The sequence below is a fragment of the [Mycoplasma] cavipharyngis genome, from assembly GCF_042984175.1.
GTDB lineage: Bacteria > Bacillota_I > Bacilli_A > Mycoplasmatales > Mycoplasmoidaceae > Mycoplasma_N > Mycoplasma_N cavipharyngis.
On record NZ_CP155569.1, the window covers coordinates 463,685 to 482,935 of the forward strand.

Below are 19,251 nucleotides of genomic sequence, written 5' to 3' on the forward strand. Positions count from 1 at the left end.
ATTAAAAAATCAAGCAAGATTTATGAATCCACTTTTAAAAAGACGAATTACGATTGCAAAAGCAGCAGAACAACACCAACTAAATCCAGAAGTAGTTTTAGCAGGGTTTATGAGAAAAATCCGTAAACTAGGCAAGTTATGTTTTGTTATTTTAGCTGATACTACTGGTGAAATTCAATTAGTTCTAAAAGATCATTTAGTTGCACAAGTATTACATTTAAATAAAGAATCAATCATTTGTGTCAAAGGTGTTTTTCAATTACGTAAAGATCAGGCTTCAGTAAAGAAAACATTTAGTTGTTATGAAGTTATTGTTAGTGCCATTGAAGTTATTAATGAGGCTAGAAAACAATTACCTTTTATTATTGATGATGTCATTCAGGCTAATGAAGATACATTATTAAGTTATCGTTATTTACATTTACGTAGTAGTTTGGCTGCTAATTATTTAATTCAAAGATCAAAAATTATTAATTTATTTCGAAATTTTTTATTAGAACAAAATTTTATTGAAGTTGAAACACCAATTTTAGGACGTTCAACTCCTGAAGGTGCACGTGATTATTTAGTACCAGTAAGAACTAAAAAAGCACCTAGAGGTTATGCTTTACCCCAATCACCCCAATTGTATAAACAGTTGTTAATGGTGGCAGGTTTTGAAAAATATTTTCAAATTGCTAAAAACTTTCGTGATGAAGATTTACGATCAGATCGTCAACCTGAATTTAGCCAACTAGATTTAGAAATGGCATACACTAACACTGAAAATTTTATGATTCTAATTGAAAAAATGATGGCTTATGTTTGAAAGCAATTTTTTCAAATTGATTTAATTACTCCTTTTCCTAGAATCAGTTATTTTGAAAGTATTGAAAAATATGGTAATGATAAACCTGATTTACGTTTTTCAACAATCATTAAAGTACATGATGATTTTTTTATAATTGATTGTTTCAATAAAATCAAAAACGACTTATCATGTCGTTCATTATTATTTGAAAATTTAGTACTTAATCAAATTCAACTTGAACAAATTAAAAAATGATTAAAAGATTTTTATCAAATTGATCATTTTTTTTGAGCAGTTAATGATAATAATGATCAAACTGGCAATTTATTCAATCAACAATATAGTGCCTGAATTGATCAAAACTTTAATCCATCAACTAATTTTGCAACTTTGTTAGTAATTGCTAATGATCAAAAAAATTTGCATCAAATTGCTGGTGCATTACGTAATTATGTGATTCAAAATTTTATTGATCAAAATCAATTAGATCCCAAATTTGTCTGAATTATTGATTGGCCATTGTTTGAATATAGTGAAACTGATCAGAAATGAGTTGCTGCACATAATCCATTTACTATGCCAGATCAAAAATCAATTGCAACATTTATCAATGATCCAGAAAATGCTAAAGCAGCATCATATGATTTAGTTTTAAATGGAATTGAATTAGGATCAGGATCATGTCGTATTACTGATCCAGATTTACAACAAAAAATGTTAGAATTTTTAGGTTTAGATTTAGATTCAGTGAACAAAAATTTTGGTTGATTTATTGAAGCATATCAATATGCTGCTCCGCCTCATCAAGGAATTGGTATTGGTTTAGATCGTTTATTACAAATTATGTTAAACGCCCAATCAATTCGTGATGTCATTGCCTTTCCTAAAAATAATAGTGGTCATGATCTAATGCAAAATGCTCCAGCAGTTTTTGAATCAGAACAATTAATGGCATTGAATTTAAAAAATAATAAAAATTAATAATGTGATGATAAGGTGATAAAAAATAATGATTTATAACCATAATTTAATTGAAGCAAAATGACGCAAATATTGAGATCAAAATCAAACATACCGTTTTGTTGATCAGTTAAATAATCCAAAATATTATGCTTTAGATATGTTCCCCTATCCTTCAGGAGCAGGATTACATGTTGGTCATTTAAAAGGTTATTTAGCAACAGAAATTTTATCTCGTTATAAAAAAGCTTTAGGTTTTAATGTTTTACACCCAATTGGTTGAGATGCTTTTGGTTTACCTGCTGAGCAATTTGCTCTAAAAACAGGAAATCATCCAGCTAGTTTTACTTTAAAAAATATTGATCATTTTCGCAAACAATTACAAATGGTTGGATTTGCTTTTGATTATCAAAAAGAAGTTTGTACAATTGATCCCAAATATTACAAAACTACACAATGAATTTTTCTTAAATTATTTGAACATGGATTAGCTGAAATTCAAGAAATTAATGTTAATTGATGTCCTGAATTAAAAATTGTTTTAGCTAATGAAGAAGTAATTATTAAAAATGGTCAAAGAGTTTCAGAACGTGGTGAACATCCAGTAATTTTTAAACCAATGAAACAATGAGTTTTAAAGATTACTCAATATGCTGATAAGTTATTAGAAACTTTAGATGATTTAGATTGACCTGAAGGCATTAAAGAACATCAAAAAAACTGGATTGGTCGTAAAGAAAAGTATACTTTTAATTTTGTTTTTAATGATAAAACGTTTGTAATTCATTTAGAATATGCTTCTAACTTCAATCAACTTGAAGGAATTTTAATTAATCAAAGTAGTTGAATTGCTCAAGATTTATTAACTAATAATGAAATAAAATCATTGATTGATGCTTATTTAACTGATCAAACAATACAAACACCTTTATTATTGCCAATCACAGTTAAAAGCATTGATTTTCAAAAAGAATTACCAGTTTTTTTATCAAAAAAATTAGATGATAAAAATCCTGAAATTTTACCTTACTTTCTTGATTTAGAAAATAAAATAGTTGATCAATCTTTAGAACAATTATTTTTAGAAAAAAATTTAAACCAAAAATGTCATAAAGTAGTAACTTATAAATTACGGGATTGAATTTTTAGTCGTCAGAGATATTGGGGTGAACCAATTCCAATCTATTTTGATGCTAATAATCAAGCATATCCTGATTATAATTTACCAGTTATTTTACCTGAATTAGAAAAAATTGAGCCATCTAATGATGGTCGATCACCACTAATTCACGCTACTGAATGATTAAACTTCAAACATAATAACCAAAATTATTATCGTGAAACTAATACGATGCCTAATTGAGCTGGATCATGTTGATATTATTTAGGATATATTTTAAAAAATGTTGTATCAAATGATTATTTAGATATTAATAGTGATCAAGCATTTCAATTAATGCAACGATGATTACCTGTTGATGTTTATGTTGGTGGTCAAGAACATGCAGTTTTACATTTATTATACGCAAGATTTTGACATCGTTTTTTATATGATTTAAAAATTGTACCAACAAAAGAACCATTTCAAAAATTAGTTAATCAAGGAATGATTTTAGGTCCTGATGGTCAAAAAATGTCTAAATCTAAAGGTAATGTCATTGCCCCAGATGAAATTATTGATTCTCATGGTGCTGATGCATTAAGATTATATGAATGTTTTATGGGCCCAGTATATCATTCAATGCCTTGAAGTGAATCTGGTTTAAATGCAATTCGCAAATGAGTTGATCGAGTATATTCAACATTTACTATTAATTTATCACAATGAACTCAAGTGAATGATGATGATCAACAAATGTTGCGCCTAGAAGCACAATTATTAAAAAATTTTGAATTATGTGCTGAAAGACTAAATTTTAATGTTGGAGTTAGTGAAATGATGATTTTCATTAATTATTTACATGATCATAAAATTTATTCATCATTAGCTCTAAAATCTTTTGTTCAAGTTTTAAGTCTTTATGCTCCTTTTTTAGCAGAAGAATTGTGACAAGTAGTATTAAAGCAACCACAATCAGTTTATTTAGCATCATGACCAAAATATGATCCTCAAATTTTAGTTGATGATCAAATTGAATTAGCAGTTACGATTAATAATAAATTTGTGACAACAATTAATGTGATTAACAATGCTTCAATTGACTTAGTTAAACAAAAAGTTTTTAGCGATCCTAAAATTCAAGCAAAAATTAAGCAAAAGTCATTAGTAAAAGAAGTTTATGTTCCTAATAAAATTTTTAATTTAACAATCAAATAAACAACAATTATGCAATTTAATAAATTTAGTATTAATGATTTTTTGTTTCAAGATCAAAAAATTATTTTAAATGAAAAAGGCAAACAAAAAATATCACGACCTAAAAAAATTACTGGTTCAAGAATTGGTGCAATATTAGGTGTTGATCCTTATACCACACCCTTTCAAGCATGGTGTCAAATGATGGGATTTTTTGAATCAACTCCTGATCCATTTTTTTTAAATGCAGGAATTATTATTGAACCGAAATTACGCTCATTTGTTGAAAAAAAATTAAATTGTAAATTTCGTTTTTATGAAGGTAAAGATGTTGGTTTTGATGTTTTTAAATCAAATCCGGTTTTTGGTGGAATGCCTGATGGTGAACCAATTGATCAAAAAACTAATAAAATTAATTATCATCAAAAATTACCGATGTTAGAAATTAAAACAACTTCTTTAGATGAATATTTTTGAACGACTGTAGAAAATGAATTAGCATTAGTTTATGAAAATGATTTACCTAAAATCAAATCAGTTGGCACACGTTTTAGTAAATGAGTTGATGACAAACATATTAAAATACCACTGAATTATTTATACCAATTAGGTTTATATTTATACTTGCGTAATCAAACTAAAGGTTTATTTTGTGTAGCTTTTTTATCAACACAAGATTATTTAAATCCTGAATCATTTAATTTAGAAAAAAGTTTAGTGCTTCTTGAAGAATTAGAAATTGATTTAAAGTCATTTCAAAAAGTAATTGATTATGCAATTAATTGGTATCAACAACATATTCTTAGTGGTATTAGTCCAAAAATGACTAATACTGATTTAGAGTGATTTAGTTTTGGTTATCCAGATATAAAGAAAAAATAAAACAGCAATTATGTTGCAAATCGATTTCCTTAAGAATTTTTTAGAAAAAATTCAACATTATAAAAAAATCGCTATCTTTTGTCATTGTCAACCTGATTTTGATGCGCTTGGATCTGCTTATGCACTTTATCAATGATTAACAGATAATTTTCATCAAAAAGAAACTAAACAAATTTTTTTAATGATTCCTAATGAAGTATTAAAAACTCAAGATGAAGCTTTATTTGCTAAAAATAATAAAGTTGCTAATAAAAAAGAATTAGTTGATGCTTTAGGAATTATTGTTGATACAGCGAATGAAAATCGTGTTTTAACAGCAATGCATGCTCATTGTGCTGAACTAATTGTGATTGATCATCATCCTCGTTCTGAATCTTTTAGTCAATTAGAATTAATTGATCCAACTTATCCAGCAACTTCACAAATGTTAGCTGAAATTTTTGAATATTTTGAATCAAAAAATAATTTTATTTTTTGTTCAACTGTAGCACAATATTTATATGCAGGTATTATTACTGATACTAATAATATGTTAAGCCCTACAGTATTACCATCAACTTTTGAAATAATGGGTAAATTAGTTTTACGTGGAATTAATCGTAATTTAATTCATGATACGATTTTCATGCAAAGTTTATTACAAAAAAAATTTAATGGTTATGTTTTAGATAAAATTCAAATTACTCATAATGGTTTAGCATATGTAATTATATCTAAAGATGCTAGTCGTAAATATATGATGGAAGACATTCCAACTGTTGTACAAATGTTGCAAAACATTAATGGAGTTCAAATTTGAACTAGTTTAATTTATGACTTTGAATTTAAAAAATGAAAAGCATCAATTAGATCACGTGATGTTCCCATTAATATTATTGCTCGTGAATTTGGTGGTGGTGGTCATTCTAAATCAGCTGCTACTGTTTTTGATAATATTCGTGACTTTTATAAATTATTAGCAAGAATTAATCAATATCTTTGTAAATTAGGCTACACTAATAGTTCAAAAAATGATGCTAATGTAAAAAGTTGACAATTAAAGTGGTATCAGAAATATTTATTTCCAATTGAAAAAAAATAAATTGTAATTATGAAATGATTGCAAGTTGAATTTGTTAATAAATTTATCACTTATTTTCATAAAGCGTTTTTTTTATTGACGATTAGTTTTCCAGTATACATTTTTCATTTTTATCAAAATATTTTTATTGATGCTCAAAAAAAAGTAGCAAGTAATTTTCAAATTCAAAAACACTTAAATTTTTCAATTAAATTTGATCTTATTCAACGTATTAAAAAAATTAATTGGTTTCATTTACTTGCTTTTTTTGGATCCTTAATTTTATTATTAGGTTTAATTGTTGTTCAATGAGATGGAATTATTTTTTTATGAATCACTTTAACATCATTATTAATTACTTGTTATTATTGATATCAAAAAATTGATCAATGATTAATTAATAAAAAAAATAAATTACAAAAGCAAATATTAGACATTAATTATTATAAAACTTATATTTTTTCTAGTGTTTATTTAATATTAACGATTTTAATTGCACTAATTTTATTAATTTTATTTTTTCAATTAAACAAGCAATCCAAATGAGAAATTGACAATATTATTTTTGATCATAGTTCAAGTTTACTAAGTTATGATGGTACTAATAATTTTGTTACAATTTCATCTTTTGATTTATCATCTTTTTTCTTAAAATTAGATGCACAATATGGTCATTTAGGCATTAATGTTGTTATTTTAATTAGTGCTATTTTAGTTGGTTTAACTTTTTGATGATTAGGCATTAGTAGTATTATTTTTTTATATCTTACTAAAACTTATCAACCATTAGTTTATTGATTAACATATCATTTAAATGATGTTACTACATGAGGTTTGCTAACTTCTTTTTTTCTTGGTTTTATTTTTGGAGTTACAATCTTTTTTTGATTAAAAAATTTTAAACCAATTGAACAAAAATTATTAACTAATTTTTATTGATTATTAACTACAAGCAATTTTGTTTTTAATTTAATTTTATGAGGTAAATCATATTTTTTTATTTATCATTGAATGTGATATTACATCATTATTGCTTTAGGATTATTTATAATTTTTCTTGTTTTAAATTTTTGGGTTTGATTTAAGAAAAAACAATTATTGATCATTGAACAAAAAATCACTTAGTTGAATAATACTTTCTTATTAAAATAAACAAGAATTTTAATTTTATCAATGTTAAGATTAAAATTATAAATGAAGACTAAGATCATTTTTAGTACTATTAATCATAATATTAGTTGCAATTTAGTGTTAATTTCAATAATTAAATTTATTAATAAGTCTTTTAATTTTGATAATATTAATCTAGTGATGAGTTTTTAAATAGTTCTGATTTTCAAAAAATTGTTGTTGCTGATCAAGTTTTTAAAAAATGCTTTAGGTAATAAATGATCAATTACTAAATCAGAAGCTGAAAAAAAATAAGAAAATCAATCATAACTTATAATAAATTACTGAAACAAAATAAGAAAAAACAATCATTTCAAAAAAATTAAATGAGTTGGTTTTTTAATAACAAGTTCACTAATTCTTAGTGCTTGTTCAAGTATTATCAACCCTAGAATTGATCTTAATGCTAATACTACTAATCAATTAGTTAATAATTTTAATTTAACTAATTTAAAGCAAAATAATTTAACAAAAGCAATTTTATTAGCTGATTTAAATAAAACACGAACTAAGTTAATTGATGTTATTGCTAATAAACTAAAATTCAATTGAGTTAAAGATTTTGCCCAAGACACAACAGTTGATCAAGGTAGTAGTTTATTTGCAACTCAAACAACAATTAAAAATTTTGTTGAAAAAGGTGAAGAAAGTTTTGATAATTCTTTAAAAAGTTATCAAAATGGTAATAGTTCTAATTGAGATCAATTATTTCAAAGAGTTATTAATCCTTTTGGTGGGACTAAAGATGGTTGAATTATTAATCATGTTGGACCTGCAGTTAATAAAAGTTTAGTTGAAGCAATTTTTAATCAGTTGTTTTTGAATTATAAAAAAACAGAAAATAATACTACAATTATTACTAAAACTGCTAGTGCAAGTGAAATTAATAATCCAAGTAATTTTAATAATTTTGTTTTTGAACCAAGTCAAGAAGATTTAGAAATTGGTAATCAAAAATATCAAAAAATGTTTGCTAATTTTCAAGCCTTTGTTTTTAATTATTGGTTTGAACATGAACGACCATTTTTAGGTTGAAATGTTGAATGAAAATATGGCACTTCAAGTATTAATAGTTTAACTAATATTTATAGTACTAATCAATTAGCTAAACAAGATGTTAATTTACCAACTGATCCTAATTATAACTTTCCTGCATTTGATATTGGTGATAGCAATACCACTCAAGGGATTTTACCATCTTTTAATCGTTGACAAACTGGAGTAAAAAGTGGTTCATTATTTAACAATCAAACTGGTGGACTTAGTTTAACTAGTGTTTTTAATGATAATAAACCTGATTCAACAGCTCTAACTTCTTGAAGAATTTATACTAATGAAGAAATCGCCAACATTAATGATGGTTATTTATCATCAGCAATTGTCCATCAGTACAATAAATTATTTGATACTAGTAGTACTGATAAAAGTGGAAATTCTAATCAATTAATTAATAAAATTGATTTAACTGGAAACAATAATTGAACTAGTAATAAATATGACAAAGATCCCTTAAATTTATTTTTAAAAAAAGATAGTAATCAAGTAGTTACTACTGCATCAACTCCTACTACAAATTCTGAACCTGGAATTAAAATTGATCAGCAAATTTTCAATCAACTAAATGATAAAAAAGATACTAGTTTTATTTATCCTTTAAGAGATATTGAAACTGAATCAAAAAATTCTAATCAAACATTTAGTAACAATAAACATTCTTATTGAACTGTTGCACGATCACAAACTGGTTTTAATGCACTTACAATTGATGGTGCTCCATTAATTGCTAAAGAAACTACTTTAGTAAATAAATTAGAAAAAGTTAAACAAAATTTATTATGACGTCAAGCAGCATTTAGTTTAAATCCACGCAAAGATGTTAATGCTGTTTTTGATCCTAATTTATTAGAAGTACTAAAAAAATATGCTGAAGATAATTTCAATCAAATTTTAGTTGCTTATACTCTTAGTCAAACAACTAATCCAAATACTAAGTTATCACAAAACACTAATAACGATTATTTTTTTAGTCAACAACAAAATTATTTAACTAATACAACAAAATATCAAACATTAATTGCTTTAGTGCAAGAATTAGAACAATTAAATCAAGGAATTAATAGTCAAAAAATTCTGATTGATTTTCGTAATAAATTAGCTCAAACAGTTTCTAGTTTAGCAACTAGACCGTTTCGTGATTCATCTAGTTCTAATGTTGTTAATAATCAACAACAATCTAATGATTTAAAACCACCATATGCTAATGGTTTAGCAACTCCATTAGCCTTTAAACGAAATTTAAATACAAATCAGGATGATCCAGTTTATCAACCATCAGACAAAAATAATCAATTGACTAAAAATAAGCAAACGAATCAAACTTATCAAAATGATGGTGATTATCCTGAAATTACTAAATTTTATAAGAGTGAAAAAATTAATACTAATGCTAAATATTTTGGAATTAATTTCTTATATCAAAATAGTAAAACAATTGCAACAAAAGTTGAAAATTGATTAAAAACTTTAAAAAATTCTAATGATGGTTTATTTTTCAATCAAGATTTGATTCATTTAGATAGTTTAGAATTTAATTATTTACTACAATCATTATTAGATGAGCAAGATAGTAATTTAAAAACTTACATTCAAAATTTGTATTTAGCAAATGAAATTAAATATGATTATCAAACTGATCGAATTGATTATGATTTTGAGAATAAAACCTCATTAGCAACTGATTTTTCTAGTGAAAAAGATAATTTAAAAACTGAAGTGGAAAATGCTATTGCTGAAACTGTTTATTCAGAAGCTTATTTAGGATCAGTTAATAACATTAATAATGGTCGGGATTTTATTGGTGGATATAAAATTGAAGAAGTTACTACACCTAAATCTCAACCAATGATGCCTATGGCTCAAGTAACTAATGATCCTAATCAAAATAACATTAAAAGTTATAATGACAAAGTTAAATCTTATTGAAAACAAATTTTATATTCCTTTAGTAATCAAGGTTGAGAACTAGGTTCAAACTATACTTCTAAATACATTAGAACACTATACACCATACAATGATTATTAGAAGATAATTATGCCAATTTACTTAATTATTTACAAAGTCAAATTGCTGCTAATAGTTATGGTGCAATTGTTTGAGCTCAAGAAAAATCATTAAATGAAGATGCTAAATCTGGTGAAGCAAAAACTAGTGGAACTAATAGTGTTAATAGTGAATTAGCAGATTTTGCAACTAATTTTCAGTTTAATCCAAATCCTAATAACGTTTTATCTAATCCTTATTTTAGTTATAACTTAAATGCACCAACAACTAGAGCATCTAATAGTAGTTTATTTAATTATGTAACTGCAAAAGCACCAACTCAAATTACTAATTCCAATACTGCTAACACAACAAGATTAAATGGTTTTTATGGTTTAGTATTAGATAATAAACCATTACCTAATACTCTACCACAAGTAGTTCAAGATGCTTTATTTAAAAACTTTGCTAAAGCTAATCCTGATGGTAATTTAAGTGCTTTTGATATTAATAATAGTTCTAATAAAGAAGTAATATCGCGTGGAAAGTTATTTGGTTCAGCCATTAATAGTAAAACTTCTAATGTTAGTTCAACTTTAAACTTTATTTTTGAATCAGTCAAAAACATTAGAACATTTAATGCTTTTAATCAGTTAGGGCAAAATTTAAGTAACTTGTTTCCTAAAATTGCTAATTACATTAATGATGTAATTAATACTAATCAAGTTAGTCAATTAGAACCTAAAAAAGATAGTAATGGTCAAGTAATTAATAACCAATTTCAAGATTCAAAAACATTGCCACCACTAAAAATTAATTTAAGTCAAAAAATTAAAGCCTTAACTAATGTTCTAAATGGTATAGAATATAAATTAGATCGAACTAATAATGATCGATTAATTGCTTCATTTAAGAGTATTTATGATCAAATTCAACCTAAAAAAGCTAATTTTAATTTAATTAATTCATCAGATTTAGAACGGTTTGTTGGAACATTACAAAATCCTGATAACCAAGATTCAATTTATACTAATTTAAAGTATTTTCTACCAAGTTCAAAAAATTCGCGAATCGGTTATGTTGCTTATGCATTTCAAATTAATAGTAATGATGTTAGTGATGTAACTAATTTTAGAAATTTTATTAAACTATTAGGTTTTGATGCTTTTATTAAAACTGTTGTTAATTTAGCGCGGTCTTCTGAAGTACAATCACTAGCTTTTGATAGTTTCATTTTAAGACCTAGTTTCAATCGTTTAGTTACAAAAGATGAACGAATTGTTAATCTATTAGGTTTAAGTTGAGCTACTTTAGAAAAAGATAAAAAATAAAAAGAGATTAAAAAACAAACAATGAATCAATTAGAACAATCAGTTTATGAAACAAGTTGTATTTTTTGTCAAATTATTAATAATCAAATCGCTGCTAAAAAATTATTTAATAGCGATCATGGTGTGTGTATTTTAGATGCTTTTCCTGCTGCTAATGGTCATTTATTAATTATTAGTAAAAATCATTTTGCTAATTTATTACTAACTCCAGATCAAGTTTTGTCAGATTTAATTATTTTAGCTAAAAAAGCTGCTGCAACTTTACAACAAGCATTTCCTGAAATTCAAGGTTTTAATTATGTGTGCAATCAAGAAGCAGTAGCAGGACAATCAGTTTTTCACACTCACATTCATGTTATTCCTAAGTATGATGTTGTTCATGGTTATATTTTCAAACATCATCATGATCAAACCAACAAAAACGATCTTGATCTTGTTTATCGCAAAATCTTATCAGTAATTAATCAATAAATTAGTTTCTGAATTTAATCAATCATTCTTAAAACAACAAAATTGATTTTTAAATTGATTTTTGTTGTTTTATTTTTTTAAGATTTAAATTATTTCAACTTTCAACATTAATTAATTTATTTTGCTTGATTGCTTTTTCCATAATATCAACTATTAAAAATTCAGCAGCAATCATAACACGAACATCGTTTTCACAATATTGTTTCATTAATTTGGCATTATGTTCTCAAAGTTGATTATTAATTCGGTTTAAATATCTTTGATTGCATAAATTTTGACAAATTGAACCATTGCGAACTTTTTCAATTTGATCATAACTAATTGCTTTTGCTTGAGTTAAAAATTGTTCTGAAATTAGGTTAATCACTTTTTTAATCGAATAATAACCTTTTAACTTTTGACATAAAATAGTTGTCTTACGATAATCAAAAAAATCAGCTAAATCAATTGTATTTTCAATGATATTAATTATTTTATTAAAATAAATTGGCTCATTAATAATTTTGGCCATTTCTTTTAAACGAGTGTTTTCAAATGATTTGTTATAAACAATGTATTTAGCGTTTTTATTAGGTTCAACATAAATTCGATCAATAATTTCTTTAAACATTGCTGTTTTTAGATTTAGTGGATCAAAAAGAATATTTTGACAATGTTCAATGCCACTATTATCAATGTTTTTAATAATCGAAACTTGATTAACAATTTGCTGGTATGGATATGTTTGTTCCATTATTGAAAATGGTAAACAAATTGATTCAAAATCATAATATACTTTATTTGGAAAACTTAAATATTCATAATATAAATTAGCAGCTTTTTTACTAACTAAATATGCTTGATCAATAGCATACTGATTATTTTGGAATAATTCTTCAAAAAATAAATTTTTGAAACGTTCGTTCACGGTTTTTAAGTCATTATCTTCTTTATTTAAAAAATTTATCGCATAATTAATAATACTTTTAGTTAAACTAAATGTACCACTAAAATTAGCTTCAGGGAAAAATGCAGTAACAATTTTTTTTCATAAAAGATTGTCATTAAACGGATTATCATCTAAATAACTAAAAATTAAATCAGAAGTAATTTGTGTTGTTTGATCTTCTGGAACTTTTAAATAATGATAAAAATCTATTGGAAGGTTTTTATCAATTTGATATCATTCACGACACTTTAAAACTGCTTGAGAATCAAAAAAACCAATAATTAAACTATTAACATAACTTTCTTTTTTATTAATCTTTTTATTTTTTATCTCTTGAGTAGTTTTTGTTTTTTTATTAGGGTTTTTATTGGCATTACTTTTTTTATAAACAGCATCATATTGACTTCATTGGTTTGTGATAAAAGCTTGATAGAAAAAAAGATCGTTATTAGTATAATCATAAAAATCAAGATCTTCATTTTCTAAAAAAGTTAAATTAAAATCACTTAATTGTAATTTCTTATTGAAAAAATTATTAATATTAATTAAATTCCGTTTACTTCAAGTTTTAATTTTAGTAAGATCAATTGGTTCATTTTTATTTTTCTTTACTGATTTAGCATCAAAACTATTACCAATTACTCTAATTGATCAATCTAATGGTTTAGCAGTAGAAATTTGAGCAGCAATTTCAGTTCAATCAAATGCTGATTTAGGTTGAAAATAAAAAATTTTTTTAGGATGATCGATCTGATCATAAAATTCAGTTTGATATTTAATGATTTTACTTAATTGATTATTAACTTTTTCAGCATAACATGTAGCACTTGTTAATAAAAATTGAACTTGTGGATCATTTGGTTTTTTAGGAACATTTTTAATTAAAGCATTTAAATAACAATCAACTTGAAATAATTGAGCATCACTAATAATTTTTTCAAAAAAAACAAAATCAAATAAGTTAAACAATTTTTGGGTTGTACCTAGTTTAGCTTCAATAACATAAATTTTATTGTTTTTTTTAATAATAGCAGTAGGATTTAAGCAAAAGTTTTGATAAATAATTTTTGGTTTAATATATAAAAATTCTTTTGCATTTAAATTTCTAGAATTTAAAAAAATTTTTGAAGATATTTCAGCACTTCTTTTACTATGATCAAAAATGCGAACAAAGGGAATTTTAAATTTTTCTGCTAAAAAATTTTTAAGATTTTCAATAATTAAACCATAAACAAGAAAATGATTTTTAATAAAATCAAAATTTGGTTCATTAATAATATTTAAAATAATATCAATCGTTTTTTGTTGTCTTGATTGACTTTTAGTTTTTTGATTGAAATTAACTGCTTCTTTTTCTAATAATTTAATAATTTCATTACTTTTATCATGATCAAACAATAATTCATAAATCGTTTCATCTAAATCTTCTTTAGTAAGATCAGTTTCACTAATTTCATCATCATCTTGATGTAATGAATCATTAATTATTAGATCTTGTTCAACAATAAAATTTTTTCTAATTGATTTTAAAATAGCATTAATTTCTTCATCAGTTTTAAACCAAAAACATTTTGGTATTTTTAAATTTTTTTTAAAATCAATTTTAGAGATTAATTTTTGATTCATAATTGCTAAATTTAGTGTTATTTTTAAAAATTGTTTTACCATTAATCAAATCTTTAATTGCTACAGGGTTTTTGTTAGGTAATTGAATTTTTTTTAATAGAATAACATTTTGATCACCTGTTGATACAGCGATGCCATTTTGATCAATGGCTAAAATTGTTCCTGGAACTTGATTAACTGGTTTTTGGTTTATAGAAATTGCTACTTGATGCACTTTTATACTAATATTTTGATAAATTGTTTTAGCAAGTGGTTTATTATATAATCCTCTAACTAAACAATCAATTTTTTTAGCTGGTTGGTTTCAGTCAATATAAGTTTGTTCAATTTGAATATTATAAGCAAAACTAACATCATTTTCATCTTGGACAATTTCATAATAATTTTCAATAATAATTTTTTCAAAATGTTTTTGTAATAATTGTTTAGTAGCAATATTGCATTTTAATAATAATGATTGATAAGTTTCATTAGGGTCGATATTAACCACTTCACTAGCAATTATATTTCCTGCATCCATTTTTTTAACCATCTTCATTAAACAAACACCAGTTGTTTGATAATCATTAATAATCGCTCATTGAATTGGTGCACCACCACGTAATTTTGGTAAAAGTGAACCGTGAATGTTTCAAGCACCTAGTGGACAAATTTTTAAAATTTTTTCAGGAATAAATTGACCATAAGCAGCAGTAATCATTAAATCAGGCTGCAAATCAATTATTGTTTGATAAACTTGATTAATTTTTTCTGGTTGTAAAATTGGAATATGATGCATTAGAGCCAATTTTTTTACTGGTGATAAAATAATCTTTTTTTTTCGATCAAAATGACGATCAGGTTGACAGATTACTAAAATTGGTTTATATTTTAAATCAATTAAAGCTTCTAAAGCATTAGCACCAAATTCGGGAGTACCTAAAAAAATGATTTTTTTCATTTGTGAATAATTCTGATTCTAAATTAGTTTAATTAATGTTAATCAATATTTAAAAAATTGTTATAATTATTTAAGATATTTAAAAAGTTGCCTAAGTGGCGAAACTGGCATACGCAGCAGACTCAAGATCTGCCGGTAGCAATACCATGGGGGTTCAAGTCCCTTCTTAGGCACCAAATTATTAAAATAAAAAGACACTATGTGATTAATGTTTGCATAGTGTCTTTTTTAATTTTTGTTATTGCTTATTCTTCAATTTCTTCAGAATCATCAACTTGAATTTCTTCATCAACTTCAAAAATTTGACTATTTAATGTTTCATCTTGATTATTTTGGTTATATTCTTCATAACCTTCTTCAAATAAATCATCTTTTTCATATAAAAACATTGTATTAGCAATTTTTTCTGCTTTTTCTAAAGTAATACTTTCTTTTAAACATCAAGTAGTTGGACCACAAACTAAAAAGCGCGCATCTTGACATAAATCAGCATAAAAAATGCCAATTCAATCTGCTACATTTTCATTTTTAAAATCAGTAGCTTTATTTCAAACTTTAGATCATAAGGTTTGGAAAGTAAAATTTTTTTGAAAAAAATGTTTACAAGCAATTTTATATGCTAAATCTGTTAACATTCTAGGATGTAATTCTTGTTTTAATTTTTTGTTATTTTTTTTGATTGGAGTTGAAGTTGTTGTTGGATTGTTTTTCATAATTTTTTATTAATAATTACAATTTTTCGATTTGTATATAATTCAAATTTTTTTAATTTTTTTAAATTGATTGGACTGCGTTCTAGAAAATCATTATACAATAAAATTAAATCTGAATCAATATTGTAGTTTAAAATTGGTTGTTTTTTATCATAAACGACTGTAGTTGAAGTGTTATCAAAAGATAAAAAAGCATTAGTATTTTGCTGATCTAAATTTAATTTTTTCATTATTTGGATTACATCTGCAAATTGATCTAATTTTAAAATTAAATATTGGTGTTCTGATTGACTAATATTACCATGTAATAAATTAGTTAGAGATTTTAAATCAGGATGTGATGCTTGACAAAATGAATCAAGAATGATATTAAAAGTTTCATCAGTTAATTTTAAGAATTGTTGATAATTAAATTGGTTTGGACTTTCAAGTAAATAAGGTTTTAACAACTGATAAAAATAAATAAAAGGTTGTAATTGAGGATCATCAATAATTGTTTGATAATTTTGTTTAAAAATTTTAATAATTAAACTAATTAAATTTTCATAAATTGTTGAATAACTATTAGTATACAATTCAGCATGCATTAGAAAACGGTTAATGAGAAAATCAGTAATTAAATAATTAGCTTTTTGATAAAAAGCAATTTTATTTAAAAATTGTTTTTTTTCTGCTAGTGAGTTGTTTTTTAAATGCTGATCACGGACAATAATTGATCATTTAATTAATAAATCAAATTTATTTTTACCATAATCAATTCCTGAAAAATATGAATCACGTAATAAATAATCCAAACGATCTGCATCTAATTGTGAAGATATTAAATCTTGAACTCATCTTAAATTAGGATCATCATTTTTTTTGTTAATAATTTTAATAATATGTTCAATATAAAAATCTTCATCTAAATGATCATTAATTGCTTTTTCAACAAGAATTTGATGAATTTGAGTTTCTTTAGAACGCAAAATTTTAGTTGCAAAAAACTCATGATTATAATTTGTGTATAATTCAAAAGCGTGTGAATGAGGTCCATGACCAACATCGTGCAATAATGCAGCAACTAATGCAATATTAATTGCTAATCGATCATGATCAGGGTCTAAAATTTTCCTTCGAATGAATTCTTGAATGAATTGGTTAGTAACATAATAAACACCTAATGAATGAGACAATCTGGTATGGGTTGCAGTTGGGAAATTATTAAAAGATAAACTTAATTGTAAGATTTTACCTAAACGTTGAATTTCTGGTGTATTAACTAATTGATAAATTCATAATTGGTTTTGATCAAAACTAATTTCATGATGAATTGCATCTTTAATAAAATAAAGTTTTTTCTTATTATTAATTTCCAAATGCAATTTTGAATAAAATCGTTTATTTGCCACTGTTTACTATATTTTGTCTAAAAATTCTAAAATACGAGTTAGACGTTGCTGACAACGATTAAAACCCATTAGTTTAATAACGCGAAATAATTCAGGACCATGATCTGAATAAGTTAATCCTAATCTTAAAACCATAAAAAAATCAGCACCCTTTTTATTAGTTTGAGCCATAATTTGTTTTAAATAAGCTCTTAAATTAGCCTGATCTCATTCATCATGATGAGATGGTAATAGTTTTAAACTAATTTCAAAAATATCACGATTTTTTAAAAAGTTGTCTTTATTTTGTTCTAAAATTCGCTCAACATTATCAGGTTCATTAAACAAATTTTTTGCTAATTGATTTAGTTCATTAGCATAACTAATTTGGTTTTTAAATAATAGAGCAATTTCATTTTTATTATCATTTAATTCACCTAAATCAATGTTAAAAAATGGACGCACAAAGTTTAAATAAAATTTTTCATCAATTTTTTTAAAATACTGTCCTGAAATTCACAATAATTTTTTATAGTCAAAAAATGATGGTGATTTTGATAATTTAGTTAAATCAAAATGAGTGATCATTTCTTGGATTGACATAATTTCTTGATTTTCAATTCCTGATCAACTCAACAATGCTAAAAAATTAACGACTGCTTCAGGTAAGAAACCATCATTTCTAAAGTTTTGAATAAATTGGTTAGTAGTGTGATCACGTTTTGATAATTTTTTACCATCTGCACCAACAATAATAGAAAGATGAGCAAATTTAGGCATTTGCTTCACTTTATCTAATGCTTGATAAGTAGAGATTTGATAAGGAGTATTAGACAAATGTTCTTCACCACGTAAAACGTGAGTAATTTGCATATCACAATCATCAACAACAACAGCAAAATTATAAGTGGGAATTTTATTAGTTCTTAAAATGACATAATCAGTTAGTGCTGATCCAGGAATTTTAATATGTCCATGAATCAAATCATCTCACTCATAATCAATACTATCATCAATTTTTAAACGAATTGTATAAGGAATATCTGCAGCTAGTTTTGCTTCAATTTCTGCTTGAGTTAAATTACGACAATATTTGTTATAACGCGGTGTTTGATTATTTGCTAATGCATTAGTACGGTGTTTTTCTAATTCTTCAGGATTACAAAAACATCTATAGGCCTTATTTTGTTCTAGTAATTGATAAGCAATTTTTTCATAAGTTAATAGTTTTTGTGATTGTAAATAAGGTCCTGTGTTTCCTGGATTACTAAATGATTCATCAGGAAAAATATTTAATCATTTTAAATTATCAAATTGAAAATGGATTGTATCTTCAATATTGCGATTTAAATCGGTATCTTCAATTCTTAAAATGAAATTGCCAATATTTTGTTTAGCAAATAAATAATTAAAAATTGCGGTTCTTGCTCCACCAACATGTAATTGTCCAGTTGGTGATGGTGCATAACGTGTTCTAACTTGCTTGATAGTTTCGCTCAAAATATCTCCATCTTCTTTGTTTATAATAACAAATTTTATTTTATAAAATTGATTATTATGATCAGAATTTAATAGTAAATAAAGATCAACACTTAAGATAATAAAATGATTATTATTAAATGTTGATTTAAGATTGAATACTAATTAATAAAATAACTAAACAAGAGAGATTTA

At 24.8% G+C, this 19,251-nt stretch carries 13 protein-coding genes and 1 tRNA gene; 8 read left to right on the forward strand and 6 right to left on the reverse strand.

Going from position 1 to position 19,251, the window contains the following annotated elements; genetic code table 4:
• Positions 1–22: 22 nt before the first annotated feature.
• The 5 genes from aspS to MCAV_RS01945 are packed head-to-tail and all read left to right on the forward strand — an operon-like array spanning position 23 to position 7,113.
• The gene (gene aspS / locus MCAV_RS01925) at positions 23–1,771 is read left to right on the forward strand and encodes an aspartate--tRNA ligase (RefSeq protein ID WP_391592203.1); all 1,749 of its coding nucleotides are present in this window, start codon (positions 23–25) and stop codon (positions 1,769–1,771) included.
• 28 nt (positions 1,772–1,799) lie between these two features.
• Positions 1,800–4,067 (forward strand): class I tRNA ligase family protein, encoded by a 2,268-nt coding sequence (locus MCAV_RS01930; RefSeq protein ID WP_391592204.1) that lies wholly within the window; start codon positions 1,800–1,802, stop codon positions 4,065–4,067.
• Between the two features lie 9 nt (positions 4,068–4,076).
• Positions 4,077–4,928: an MPN551 family DNA-binding protein gene (locus MCAV_RS01935; RefSeq protein WP_391592205.1), complete on the forward strand. Its 852-nt coding sequence runs from the start codon at positions 4,077–4,079 to the stop codon at positions 4,926–4,928.
• A 10-nt stretch (positions 4,929–4,938) separates the two neighbouring features.
• Positions 4,939–6,009 (forward strand): bifunctional oligoribonuclease/PAP phosphatase NrnA, encoded by a 1,071-nt coding sequence (locus tag MCAV_RS01940; protein WP_391592206.1) that lies wholly within the window; start codon positions 4,939–4,941, stop codon positions 6,007–6,009.
• A gap of 9 nt (positions 6,010–6,018) precedes the next feature.
• Positions 6,019–7,113 (forward strand): hypothetical protein, encoded by a 1,095-nt coding sequence (locus MCAV_RS01945; protein ID WP_391592207.1) that lies wholly within the window; start codon positions 6,019–6,021, stop codon positions 7,111–7,113.
• A 326-nt stretch (positions 7,114–7,439) separates the two neighbouring features.
• Here MCAV_RS01945 and MCAV_RS01950 read toward each other — a convergent pair whose 3' ends face one another.
• Complete coding sequence (locus MCAV_RS01950) at positions 7,440–7,706, reverse strand: hypothetical protein (RefSeq protein WP_391592208.1); 267 nt, start codon at positions 7,704–7,706, stop codon at positions 7,440–7,442.
• Between MCAV_RS01950 and MCAV_RS01955 the strand changes: the two genes are divergently transcribed.
• Together MCAV_RS01955 and MCAV_RS01960 are read left to right on the forward strand one after the other, a co-directional pair.
• On the forward strand, positions 7,684–11,529 hold the full coding sequence (locus MCAV_RS01955) for a DUF3713 domain-containing protein (protein ID WP_391592244.1): 3,846 nt from the start codon (positions 7,684–7,686) through the stop codon (positions 11,527–11,529). The two genes, MCAV_RS01950 and MCAV_RS01955, sit on opposite strands and share 23 nt — an antisense overlap.
• Positions 11,530–11,550: 21 nt before the next feature.
• A complete protein-coding gene (locus MCAV_RS01960; RefSeq protein WP_391592209.1) occupies positions 11,551–12,000 on the forward strand; it encodes an HIT family protein in 450 nt (149 codons plus the stop codon).
• A gap of 49 nt (positions 12,001–12,049) precedes the next feature.
• On the opposite strand, the gene MCAV_RS01965 is transcribed toward MCAV_RS01960, so the two are convergent.
• Complete coding sequence (locus tag MCAV_RS01965; protein ID WP_391592210.1) at positions 12,050–14,596, reverse strand: DUF2779 domain-containing protein; 2,547 nt, start codon at positions 14,594–14,596, stop codon at positions 12,050–12,052.
• Complete coding sequence (fmt, locus tag MCAV_RS01970) at positions 14,532–15,494, reverse strand: methionyl-tRNA formyltransferase (RefSeq protein ID WP_391592211.1); 963 nt, start codon at positions 15,492–15,494, stop codon at positions 14,532–14,534. Before fmt ends, MCAV_RS01965 begins: the two co-directional genes overlap by 65 nt.
• An 89-nt stretch (positions 15,495–15,583) precedes the next feature.
• Here fmt and MCAV_RS01975 point away from each other — a divergent pair.
• Positions 15,584–15,670, forward strand: a tRNA-Leu gene (locus MCAV_RS01975).
• Positions 15,671–15,739: 69 nt separating this feature from the next.
• Here the strand turns inward: MCAV_RS01975 and rpoE are convergent.
• Genes rpoE through gltX form a run of 3 tightly spaced genes read right to left on the reverse strand, consistent with a single transcriptional unit; the run spans position 15,740 to position 19,077 of the window.
• The gene (gene rpoE / locus MCAV_RS01980; RefSeq protein WP_391592212.1) at positions 15,740–16,207 is read right to left on the reverse strand and encodes a DNA-directed RNA polymerase subunit delta; all 468 of its coding nucleotides are present in this window, start codon (positions 16,205–16,207) and stop codon (positions 15,740–15,742) included.
• Complete coding sequence (locus MCAV_RS01985) at positions 16,150–17,598, reverse strand: HD domain-containing protein (protein ID WP_391592213.1); 1,449 nt, start codon at positions 17,596–17,598, stop codon at positions 16,150–16,152. Before MCAV_RS01985 ends, rpoE begins: the two co-directional genes overlap by 58 nt.
• A 6-nt stretch (positions 17,599–17,604) precedes the next feature.
• Positions 17,605–19,077: a glutamate--tRNA ligase gene (gene gltX, locus MCAV_RS01990; protein ID WP_391592214.1), complete on the reverse strand. Its 1,473-nt coding sequence runs from the start codon at positions 19,075–19,077 to the stop codon at positions 17,605–17,607.
• Positions 19,078–19,251 lie beyond the last annotated feature (174 nt).